The sequence below is a fragment of the Limibacter armeniacum genome, assembly GCF_036880985.1.
GTDB lineage: Bacteria > Bacteroidota > Bacteroidia > Cytophagales > Flammeovirgaceae > Limibacter > Limibacter armeniacum.
Genome location: NZ_JBAJNO010000009.1, coordinates 647,959 through 659,431, shown reverse-complemented (window position 1 = coordinate 659,431; position 11,473 = coordinate 647,959). Strand labels below are relative to the sequence as shown.

The window sequence follows — 11,473 nt, the reverse complement described above, 5'->3', positions numbered from 1 at the left end:
TCATTTTCAATGCCCTTTCTTATTATTAATATAGCATCTTAAGTTACCCTTCACTACCAAGATCTCTAATCGGATTACGGATACCAGCCTTAATAGTATAATAACTTACTGTTAGAATTGTAGTGAGATATGCAATCAGCGCACTGGTAATAAAAGTGCTAATTCCAATGTCAACGTTGAAAGGGAATTGTTTTAGCCAATTGTTCAGAATAAAGTATGTAACAGGCCATGCCAGTAAAATAGCGACACTGACTAGTGCGAAAAATTCTTTGGAAAGTAGGATCATGATTTCCAAATCAGAGGCACCCATTGCTTTTCTGATTGCTACTTCTTTCTTCCTGTGATTCATGATAAAGAAGGACATGCCAAACAGACCAAGGCAAGCAATAAAGATTCCGACTAAAGAGAAGAAGAATGAAACTTTAGCGAGTCGCATTTCTTTGAAATAATGCATATTAATCTTATCCCGCAGATAGAAGTAATTCATTTCTCTGTATGGTGCAGCCAGACTCCAAACCTTTTTGATCTTTTTGATCGCTTCTTTGTCAAACTGAAAACCATCTTTCAATTTGATCGCCATGTAGTTTGTGTTGAATGCTCTTGATTCAGGTTTTCTATCCACGAAAATAACCATAGGGCCAGGTTTGTTGTGAAGAGACCTGAAGTTAAAGTTTTCTACTACGCCAATGATTTTTTCATTTCCCCACAAAGTATGGAATGCATGTCCTAAAGCCTGTTTAGGTGAGTCGTACCCCAGGTATTCGGTCATGGCGGTATTGATCATGATTTCTTTACCACCAGCACTATCTTCTTCACTGAAGTTGCGCCCTGATACTAGTTTGATATTAAATGTTTTCAGGAAATCGTCCCTTACAGTCAGGGTAGGAACAAGAATGGATGAAAGGTCGCTGTTCGATTCACTTGGAATAAAAGAGCGTGTTTGGTGAGATGCACCAATTACTTGGTCCATAGCTGTAACGGAACTAACTTCTTCCAGTTCAAGGAGATTTTTTTTCAACTCTTTGTATGAGCCGTCCTCTTTCATTTCCCCTAGTGGAACTACAATAATTTTCTTGCTTTCAAAACCTAATGGGGCAGTCATTAGGAAGTGTAGTTGTTTCCAGCTCACAAATGAACTCATCAGCAGGAATACAGAGATAGTGAATAGGAATATAACTGTCAGTTTTCTGAATAGACGACTGCTTTGTCCCCACTTTTCATTGTTGGAAAGCATCTCGGCAGGGTGAAACTTCACAAGGTAATAGGCAGGGTAAATGCTTGAGAGCAGTCCTACCAAAATACCAGACCCAAAAACACTAGCGATAACTACTACTTTGTTGACTTCATACAGGTTCATCTGTTTATCTCCAAAAAAGCTGAGTGCAGGAAGCAGAAGTTCAACAAAGATCAGAGCAAAGAACATGGAAATAAAGCTGATCAGAACCGCTTCAGTTAGGAACTGGTCAACAAGCTCTTGACGGTCAGCGCCAATGGCTTTTCGAATCCCGACTTCTCTTACTCTGGTCGAGTACCTCGCTGTAGATAGGTTTGTAAAGTTGATACCAGCAAGTAAAAGTATGAGTAGGGCAATTCCTGAAAATATATAGATGTAAGCTATGTCTCCATTCTGAGATATTTCATAGTCAAGGTCAGAGGAAAGGTGGATTTCCCTCAATGGTTGCAAGTAGACGTATACATAATCCCTAATTGGGTCCGGATACTTTTCTTCTATGATTGAGGTGAAATAATATTCAAGTTCTTCAGGGGCTTTGTCTTTTTTGAGTACAATATAGGTCCAACAAGGGTTCCAGCTCCAACTTTTCTGAAGGTGATGCTTATACTTAGGGTAGTTGGTTGTAATTGTGCTAAATGATAGCAAAAAGTCAAAGTCCAAATGAGATGGAGAATGGTTGCCAGAGACAACTCCTGTCACAACTGCTTGATAGATACCGTCAACTGTAATTGTTTTCCCTATGGGATCAGCATTGTCAAAGTATTTTTTTGCGGCATACTCTGAAATGACAACTTGGTTGGGCTTTGAAAGAACTGAGTCAGGATCTCCAGCCTTTAATGGGAAATCAAACACATCAAAGAAAGAACGGTCAGCAAAGAATACATTTGGCTCAGTTTGATACTGCTCCTCATATTCTACTGTGTGTGAGGTAGTCTGCATATTGAATATGCGAACAACGGACTCTACATAATCTCCATATTCCTCCAAGAGTGTTTCTCCAAAAGCATACGGCATGCTGGCAGAATGTTCTCCCATCCCGTCTTTATCAATCAGCTCAACGACTCTGTAAATACGGTCCTGCTTTTGGTTGAAAAGGTCATAGCTCAACTCATACCTTACAATCAGAAATAGCAAGGTGAAAAATGCAATACCTACAGAAAGACCCAAGATGTTTACCAGTGAATAAACCTTGTGCTTGGACAAGTTCCGTAGTGCTATGATCAAGTAACTCCTCAGCATATCTATACGCTCTTCCTCTTTTTACTTTTATTATTGGTTTTTCATCAGGTTTTCTGTCACAATTTGTCCATCAAAAAGATGGATGACCCTGTTGCTGTAATCAGATGCAGCATTTGAGTGTGTCACCATGACTATTGACGTTCCTAACTCATTGAGCTGAACAAGCATTTCCATCACTTCCCTGCCTCGGGTAGAGTCTAGGTTACCTGTAGGCTCATCTGCCAGAATCAGTTTGGGTCTGGTAACGACAGCCCTTGCAACTGCAACACGCTGTTGTTGACCCCCGGAAATTTGGGCAGGAAAGAAATCACGCTTATGTGCTATTTGAAGTCGCTCCATAATACGGTCAACACGTCTTTTCCTTTCAGAAGGAGAAATACGCTGATATAATAGTGGTAGCTCAATATTTTCAAATACAGTCAATTCATCTATGAGGTTGAAATTCTGAAATACAAAGCCAATATGTTCCCGTCTGAGTTGGGCTCTTTTTCTTGAACTAGCCTTTGAAACTTCTTTGCCCATAAAATAAATTTCACCCGAGCTGGGGGTATCCAAAAGCCCTAACAGGTTGAGCAAAGTAGATTTCCCACATCCAGAGGGACCCATAATACTTACAAACTCACCTTCATCAATACTGAAATTGATGTGGTTGAGTGCCAAAGTATCTACGTCGAAGTTTGTATATGATTTACACAATTCCACTGTGCGGATAAGTGCCATAAGCTTGCTTGAGGTAATTAAAATACTGGTTTACCCCGACCTTTTTAATTGAAAAATTATCTAACAAGTTATTTAAATTATTCAAGATTAATACCTGTTTGTTGTAATGCATTGTGAAACAATGGTTTGTGTGGTTTTTAGGGGTGGGGAGTGAAAAATGATTTGTACGAAAATGGACATTTTTACCGAAAAATGTACAAAGATATCTAAATGGAGGGTTTTGTTTAATTGGTTGTTTGTCAATTTTTTAATAAAAATTATTTATATATTTATGGACTTATTTTTACTTTGCATCCTTTAAAACGTACCTGTAAGGGGATTTATTTGTAAAATATACGTTTATAATGTTTCCTTTTCTTGAAGGAAAAAGATAATTTTGCAGCGTTTTAATACAACAAGAGTAGATCAGTATTAGAGTAGACCAAGTATAATTCAGAACTTGACAATGAACAAAGAGGGAAAAATCCTTGTGATTGGTGCTTGTGGCCAGCTTGGCACCGAACTGGTAGAAGAGCTGAGAAAAAGAAATGGTGTTGAGAACGTAATCGCTTCAGACATTGCTGATGTTACACCAGCATTGGAAGGAGGACCATTCTTAAAGCTTGATGTGCTTAATGCAGACCAGGTGAACAAGACTATTGAAGATAATGGGATCGTAGAGGTATTCCATTTGGCTGCTATCCTTTCAGCTAAAGGAGAGACAATGCCACTGAAGGCATGGGATATCAACATGAATGGCTTGATGAACATTCTTGAGGCTGCCCGTACCTACAAGCTGAAAGTTTTTTGGCCAAGCTCAATTGCAGTTTTTGGTCTGAATACACCAAAAGATTTGACACCGCAAGACACTGTAATGCAGCCAAACACAGTTTACGGTATGAGTAAACTGGCAGGTGAGCTTTGGTGCCAGTATTATTTTGAGAAATATGGTGTTGATGTGCGCAGTATCAGATACCCAGGTCTAATCGGATGGAAATCTCTTCCAGGTGGAGGTACAACAGACTATGCGGTTGATATCTTCCACAAAGCATTGGCAGGGGATAAGTTTGAGTGTTTCCTTTCAGAAAAGACTGGACTTCCAATGATGTATATGCCAGATGCTGTTCGTGGTACATTGGAGTTAATGGATGCTGATGCTGAAAGGCTGACAGTTCGTACTTCTTATAACCTGAGTGGTATGAGTTTTACACCAGAAGGAATTTTTGCTGAACTGAAAAAACATTTCCCTGAGTTTGAAATCGAGTACAAGCCAGACTTCAGACAGGCAATTGCAGATTCTTGGCCTTCTAGTATTGATGATGCACAAGCATCTAAAGACTGGGATTGGCAACCTGAATATGATTTGTCGAAAATGTCAGAGGACATTATCACCAATCTAAAAAAAATCTCTTTTCAGGAGGCTTAAGCCATAACCTGTAGTGATTGCTCAATAGCAAGATATAAATATAAACCTCCAGTAAAGTCAAGTTACTTTGCTGGAGGTTTTTTTGTACAAATCAATGACGTTATAGCAGTCATTGAAAATAGAATAGCATAAAATTTCACTTTAAGGGTAGACAAAGAGTAGACAACCAAGCAAAGTACTTCTTATTTATCTTGAAGTATTCTACTTTTGGAACATCAAAAAGATGAGAATACAGAGGTGCTATGCATCGTCTATATCGAGTTGGATAAAATTATAGACTGAGATAGTTATAAACATTGAATAACCTTGTTTGAAAAAATTTAAGTCTAAAAATTCATCATCTTAAACCCTTTTCCTTTTAGGAATAGGGTTTTTCTATTTTAAGAGTAGGGATGAAATAAACGCGCCTTCTTAAAGGAAATGAATCCTTTAAGAAGGCGCTTATTTATGCTTTGGATTTGAGTGAAATCAAGTTTATGCCAAGTCGGCTCTGAAACCAACAATAAGGACATCATCCACTTGGAGTTGTCCGCCTTTCCAGTCCAGAAAAGTATTGACGATTTCAAATTCCTGATCTTCCATATCCTTTTCACAGTTTTCAGAAATCAGCTCCCTCAGGTTTTTGGATAGAAACTTTTTGTTTCGAGGTCCTCCAAACTGATCCTGAAAGCCGTCAGAATAGATGTAGCAACAGGTAGGGGCTTCTACTGAAATGGTATGTTCTTCATAGTTGATATGTCCCCGTGGATTGCTACCTATACTTCGTTTAGACCCTCTTATCAGGTAACTCTCTCCATTTTGGATATAATACAGCGGCATCTTTGCTCCTGCAAAGGTGAGTGTTTTGGCGTCTGAGTCAAGGGCGCAGATCGCCACTTCCATTCCATCATTGGTAGATGACTTACCTTCTTGCTTGAGCGTGGTTTTAACCTTTTGATCCAACAGTTCCAGTATCTCGGCAGGGGAAGTAGTATTTTGAATATTGACAATGTGGTCAAGAAATACATGCCCTAGTACTGACATAAATGCACCGGGTACCCCATGTCCTGTGCAGTCTGCCACAACCATTATCTTGAGGTTATCCTCCAATTGGGTAAACCAATAGAAGTCACCACTGACGATATCTTTTGGCTGAAAGAAAACAAAGCTTTCAGGAAAAAGGTCATGTATATCATCCTCGGATGGCAACAGCGTATGCTGTATTCTTTTGGCATACCTGATGCTCTCTGTAATGGAATCAAACGCTCGGTTGATTTTATGTTTCTGAGAAACGAGCAGTTGCTGTTGCTGTTCTAGCCGTTGGCGTTTGATGATTGCCATCCTGTGAGCTGCCTGATAATTGTATTTGAGCACCAAAACAGCGATTGATGTAGTTAGCATGCACAACAAGAATACAGTCAGTTGTGTCATGATAAACGGAGAGGAGTTGTCATGGACAAATATCCACTCATGTTTCAGGTGACTGATTAAGTGCAGTACAATGGTAATACTGAAAAAGGTGGCCAACCAGAAGTGAAGCCTTTCCTTTCTGACTGTCGCAATAATCAGGGGAACAGCCATAAGCTGTACATAAGGCATTGTACCAACATGTCCACGTGAAATAACAAAGTGGACAGAAATGCTGAAGATTAGGTAGGCGATAAAGGGTGTTTCTAGTGATTTGTAAACTTTCTTAAAGACTGCAAACAGGAAAATAGAGGTGAAAACTAATACATCAGTTAATGATAGGTAAAGGATTAATACATGCTGATAGTTTTTAAAGAAAGACGGAATTACGCCTCCAGCTATAGCAACACAGGCACCAGTAAGACTTGAGAATTTAAAGATCTTAAATTCAAGTTGGTTAACCGATTGATCGTGCCCCTCAATCAGGTGATTGTCAGGTTGATTCAATGTCATAATAATTAGAAGGTAGAAAGCGTAGTTGACTGTTTGATATATTGATAAACAAATATTGAGCAGGATTATATCAACACTTATACTTTTTTTTGGGTTGTAACTATTGAATTATGCCATCAATTATTTGTTGAGTACAATATTTTTGATGATCTGTAAAAATTATGCAGGGTGTAGCATTGAAAAATGATATACTAAAAAATATAAAAAACTTCTCGAGTGAAGAAGCCTGTTTTGATCTATTTGCAAAAACAAAAACGTTCACCTATACGATGTTGTAGGTAAATGTTCGGGATTCATTACCTGCCTATAGTATAATTTCCCTTTCATATTAATGCTTGTTTTCCTTACAAGAAAGTGCGTGACATGGCGTACAATCAGAGATGGAGATAACGAAAAACTTTTGGTTGGAACTGATCAAACTGTTCTGACGCTTATTATTGAAAGAATATAACCTTGCGATCAGGTTATATCAAGCCTTTACCAATAGATAATCTTCTACCAAAACCCGAATTTCCTATGAAAGAAGTAATGAGATACAAGCTTTTTGGCAAAAGTGGACTTAAGGTCTCCGAACTTTGTCTAGGTGCTATGACTTTTGGTACTGAGTGGGGGACAGGAGCTGATAAAGAAGAGTCACGAAAAATCTTTGATGCGTTTGTAGATAGAGGGGGGAATTTTATAGATACAGCCAATTTTTATACCCATGGTACGAGTGAGTCGTTTTTGGGTGAGTTTATGGGAAATGATAGGGACCGGTTTGTTTTGGCTACAAAGTACACCCTGACAGAAGACCCTTACCATCCTAACGGATCAGGTAACTCACGCAAGAATATGTTTAATACCGTAAATGCCTCTTTGAAAAGGTTGAATACAGATTATCTGGATATACTGTGGGTGCATATGTGGGACTTTACCACCCCTGTTGAGGAAGTGATGAGGGGATTGGATGACTTAGTTCGTATGGGAAAGGTTCATTATATAGGTATCTCCGATACTCCGGCCTGGATTGCGACCAAAGCCAATATGTTGGCCATGTTCAGAGGTTGGACACCTTTTATTGGGTTGCAGGTAGAGTACAGTCTTATCCAAAGGGAGGTGGAACGAGACTTGCTTCCTATGGCAGAAGACTTTGGTATGTCAGTAACACCTTGGTCTCCACTTGGCGCAGGACTGCTGACAGGAAAGTATAATAAGGGAATTGATGAGGAAGGACGACTGACAGAACAAAGTGTAAAATACAATGACCGAAATATCACGGTAGCCAAGGAAGTCGTGGATATTGCAATGGAACTGGAAAAACACCTGCACAGGTAGCCTTGAATTGGTTGAGACAAAAAGGACCAAATGTAATTCCAATTATTGGAGCGAGAAAAGCCTCACAAGTCGAGGATTCTATGGGGTGTATCGGTTGGCAGTTGAGTGAGGAACATATGAAGCTACTGGATGAGATCAGTGAGATTCCTTTAGGTTTTCCTCATGAGTTTCTTAAAACAGAAAATGTCAATAACTACGCATTTGGAGGTTGGCGTGATAAGTTGGATTTGTGATGCGTAAAGAGAAGTAATACTCAAGATTAGTGTTTGTAAGCCATAAATATATCAGCGAGCAAAATGTCGGTTTGATATATTTATGGCTTGTTTTTTTTATGTATGAAAGTTCTTAGATCAAATAGGGTATTCAACTTCAGTCCTCTTTAATTTAGTTACAATCTAAAGGTGTATTGGCGGGGACATACTTGTTAGGACTGTTAAAGTTGTAATGCCACCATTCAGAGGAAATAGGTCTGAAACCAACACTTTCTAATGTGTTTTTTAGTAATAATCGGTTTTCAATAACTTCGTAGGGTAATTTGTTGTAATCATGGTGAGCTGCTTCACCAAAAAAGTCAAAGTCAGTCCCCATCTCTACTGACGTACCATCCAGCTTTTCAATTGTCAGGTCAACGGCAAGCCCACGGTTATGGATAGAACCACTCTTATATGGGTTGGCAACATAAGTGGCATTGGGATATATTTCCCACATCTTTTTTTGAATGTCCAGTGGTCTGTAGCAATCAAATAACTTGATACGGTAACCTTTCTCCCTAAATAACTCATTAGCCTTGATCAATGCATCGGCGGCTTCTTTGCGCAATAGGCATTTCGGACAATCATACACCTGTTCTTTTAGGAAGTTGTTTTCAGTAGCATAACGCATATCGTATGCAAAGGCGTTACTCAGTTCAGACAAGTCCACAAAAGTAGTGTCAGATACTTCTTGTGCGGAAGCATTCAGTAAAAAAGGAAAAAGCAGTAGTGTCAGTAGCAATTGTTTCATCATGAAAAAGTAATAAGATAAAAAAGGCAAGCAACTTTTCGGTTGCTTGCCTGTAAATTAGTAGAATATCAATTATTTCTTTTTGAAAAGGTTGTTGAGCAATTTCTTGCCTTCTTCTTTAGCCTCCTCAACTTTTTTCTCGTCAATTTTGCCGTCCTTGGCATCTTTTACCAGTGAGTTTACAGCCTCTTTTGCTTTCTCCTCAACCTCTTTTTTCATTTCCTCATTGACAACAGGTTTTACTTCAGGTTTGTCGTAAGAACCACCCACCTTGAAAGTCATATTGCTGACATACTTGGCAAAAGAAGTATTGCTGGCATCCATTTTTACGGTATAGTCAAGGTTGCCATCCAGACTGTTTGAACCACCTACATTTGTCTTGATTCCTGCCATTTTAAAATCAAATGGATCGACTTTCAATTTACCGTCCTTGATAGTGAAATGTGCTGCAACATCCTCAATTTTTGGATCTTTTAGCTCCTTGATATTAGCAAGGTTACTGATTTGGTTCAAAGAAGATACTCCTTGCAGGGCTGCTTTCTGAACTTTCAGTTTACCATCACCGAAAAGTGTAGCCAAGTCAGGTGTCATATCAGGCTTGATCTTACCGTTGGTGCTCATACCCAAAGAGAAGTCACCATTGATGTTTTTGGCAATCGGAGCAAAGCTTTGTACTGTAGACAGGTTTTTGTAAGCTTCAGAGAAAGCTACATTTACTACATCGAAGTTAAAGTCAAATTTAGGGTCTTTCGGGTTTTGCGTATTGTAAGAACCGGAAGTAACCACTTTACCCCCCAATGTGTTGAAGCCTAACTTATCCATACGAACAATACCATCCTTTACAGTCAGTTTGCCTTTCATATTGTCCATAGGTAGGTCTGAGAAAAGCACTTTCTTGATCTCAGCATCGAATGTCAGGTCAAGGTTTTTAGGGACTTCCACAACAGCTACTTCTTCAGAAGCAGGAGCTTCTTCTGTTGGTGTTTCTTCAGTCTCTTCCTCTTCGCTCATCCATTCGTTAAGGTCCAAAACATTTGATTTCAATGTCAGGCCACCTTTCAAGGTTTCGTCACGAAGTGCGTATCCCATATAGTTGCTCAGCTTACCTTTCAGGTCCATATCACTTTTACCCAATGTACCCTGATAGTTAGCCAATGTAACACTCTCAGGAGAAAGCGTCATATTTGCTGATGCAATCGTAACACCTTGAGGAAGATCATTAGATTTGAAACTGAATTTCTCAATATCCATCTTACCATTTGCTTTCAGCATTTTGTTTTGCTCATCAGAAACACGTCCTGTTACAGCAATGTCAGCTGAAATGACACCACTCATCTCAGTGCTGTCCATTGGATAGATTTTTTCAACAGCATCGAGATCCAGTTTACCATTCAGTTTCAGGTCATATGCATCAAGCTCAAGGAATCTGAGTTTACCACGAATTGGGTTGTCAGCCATTTTAAGGCTAAAGTCTTTTACATCAACTAATGTGTTTTCTGGAACACCATCAGGATTTGCAACCAGCATATCTACATGCACTTGCTCCACTGCCGAAGGAAGGTCAGGATATTGGAACATACCGTTGTTTACCTGTAGTACTAGATTGAAGGCAGGCATTTTCTCTTCAGTATACATACCTTTCAGTTTAGCCTCAAACTTTACTTCACCTTCAGATTTCAGGTCCTTGAAGTCTTGCTGGTACATACCAGGCACAATTGAGAGTAAGCTCTTGAAAGTGTTGTCAGGAGAGAAGAAACGCAAGTCCATATCAAAGCCAGCTTCAGGCATAGAAAGCCATCCTTCAGCACTGGTAACAAATTCATTTACCTTAAGCGCATTGTCCTTGAAGGTAAATTTCATATTGTCAAGGTCCATGTTCATCGTTATGTCAGCATCAACCACAGCATCATTCATATACTGAACACCATCGAAATTGACACCTAGCTTATATATCTTGGTGTTGGTTACCATATCGAAGATATTTTTGGCAAAGTCACCACTACCTTCATGGTTTAGTCCATCGATATCAGCTCTAACAGGAATGCTCTGGTCATCATAGATCAGTTTACCATCCTTGATTTCCCAACGATTGATCGTAATGGCAGGACCTTCTCCTGAGGTTTCCTCCTTAGTAGGAGCAGCATCTTCAGAAGCTTTCACAATATCATAATTGGCTTTACCTTCTTTAGTCACTTTTACATTGACATAAGGTTCGTAAAGACCAACTTCATTGATTGTAATCTTGTCACCGGAAATCACGCTACCGATATCCATGCTAAAAGCAAAATGCTTTACAAATAACAACGTGTCTCCTTCGAAATCACCCTTGCCTGAAATGGCAAAATCTTCCACATCTGCGCTTAGGTCAGGGAAGCTTCTGAAGAGGGATAGTGACAGCTTATCAGGGCTGAAATGTACTTTAGCATCTATATTTTTGTCTATTTCCTTCTGAATGATAGCAGCGATATCGTCTTTAAAGATAAAAGGAACCGCCACAGCTGCCAGTAGTACTAAGCTGAGCAGTACCCCAACGGTCAACAATACTTTTTTCATAATAACTCTTGGTTTATCAAAGATTTTTGTGTCGATGGTGGAGGATTTCCACCGATATTTCATAATCCTTACAGCAATATACACAAAGCAGGGTTGGAAAGTTGGAC

The 11,473-nt window shown here is 39.3% G+C and carries 6 protein-coding genes and 1 pseudogene; 2 read left to right on the top strand and 5 right to left on the bottom strand.

Features of this window, described 5'->3' with window-relative positions; genetic code table 11:
• Positions 1-43: 43 nt before the first annotated feature.
• The gene (locus tag V6R21_RS20495) at positions 44-2,473 is read right to left on the bottom strand and encodes an ABC transporter permease (RefSeq protein WP_334245422.1); all 2,430 of its coding nucleotides are present in this window, start codon (positions 2,471-2,473) and stop codon (positions 44-46) included.
• 30 nt (positions 2,474-2,503) lie between these two features.
• Complete coding sequence (locus V6R21_RS20490; RefSeq protein ID WP_334245421.1) at positions 2,504-3,193, bottom strand: ABC transporter ATP-binding protein; 690 nt, start codon at positions 3,191-3,193, stop codon at positions 2,504-2,506.
• Between the two features lie 445 nt (positions 3,194-3,638).
• Between V6R21_RS20490 and V6R21_RS20485 the strand changes: the two genes are divergently transcribed.
• Positions 3,639-4,598: an NAD-dependent epimerase/dehydratase family protein gene (locus tag V6R21_RS20485; RefSeq protein WP_334245420.1), complete on the top strand. Its 960-nt coding sequence runs from the start codon at positions 3,639-3,641 to the stop codon at positions 4,596-4,598.
• 474 nt (positions 4,599-5,072) lie between these two features.
• Here V6R21_RS20485 and V6R21_RS20480 read toward each other — a convergent pair whose 3' ends face one another.
• Entirely contained in the window at positions 5,073-6,497 is a 1,425-nt protein-coding gene (locus tag V6R21_RS20480) for a PP2C family protein-serine/threonine phosphatase (RefSeq protein ID WP_334245419.1), read from the bottom strand.
• Between the two features lie 516 nt (positions 6,498-7,013).
• On the opposite strand from V6R21_RS20480, the pseudogene V6R21_RS20475 reads away from it, so the two are divergent.
• Positions 7,014-8,044, top strand: a pseudogene (locus tag V6R21_RS20475) (aldo/keto reductase).
• Between the two features lie 151 nt (positions 8,045-8,195).
• Here V6R21_RS20475 and V6R21_RS20465 read toward each other — a convergent pair.
• Both V6R21_RS20465 and V6R21_RS20460 read right to left on the bottom strand, forming a co-directional pair.
• Complete coding sequence (locus tag V6R21_RS20465) at positions 8,196-8,816, bottom strand: M15 family metallopeptidase (RefSeq protein ID WP_334245416.1); 621 nt, start codon at positions 8,814-8,816, stop codon at positions 8,196-8,198.
• Between the two features lie 69 nt (positions 8,817-8,885).
• Positions 8,886-11,366 (bottom strand): AsmA-like C-terminal region-containing protein, encoded by a 2,481-nt coding sequence (locus V6R21_RS20460; RefSeq protein ID WP_334245415.1) that lies wholly within the window; start codon positions 11,364-11,366, stop codon positions 8,886-8,888.
• Positions 11,367-11,473 lie beyond the last annotated feature (107 nt).

What these genes read in the sequence shown, in the direction of transcription:
- V6R21_RS20485 (WP_334245420.1), top strand. Translation starts at nt 3,639, where the DNA reads ATGAACAAAGAGGGAAAAATCCTTGTGATTGGTGCTTGTGGCCAGCTT.
- V6R21_RS20480 (WP_334245419.1), bottom strand. Translation starts at nt 6,497, where the DNA reads ATGACATTGAATCAACCTGACAATCACCTGATTGAGGGGCACGATCAA.
- V6R21_RS20465 (WP_334245416.1), bottom strand. Translation starts at nt 8,816, where the DNA reads ATGATGAAACAATTGCTACTGACACTACTGCTTTTTCCTTTTTTACTG.
- V6R21_RS20460 (WP_334245415.1), bottom strand. Translation starts at nt 11,366, where the DNA reads ATGAAAAAAGTATTGTTGACCGTTGGGGTACTGCTCAGCTTAGTACTA.
- V6R21_RS20490 (WP_334245421.1), bottom strand. Translation starts at nt 3,193, where the DNA reads ATGGCACTTATCCGCACAGTGGAATTGTGTAAATCATATACAAACTTC.
- V6R21_RS20495 (WP_334245422.1), bottom strand. Translation starts at nt 2,473, where the DNA reads ATGCTGAGGAGTTACTTGATCATAGCACTACGGAACTTGTCCAAGCAC.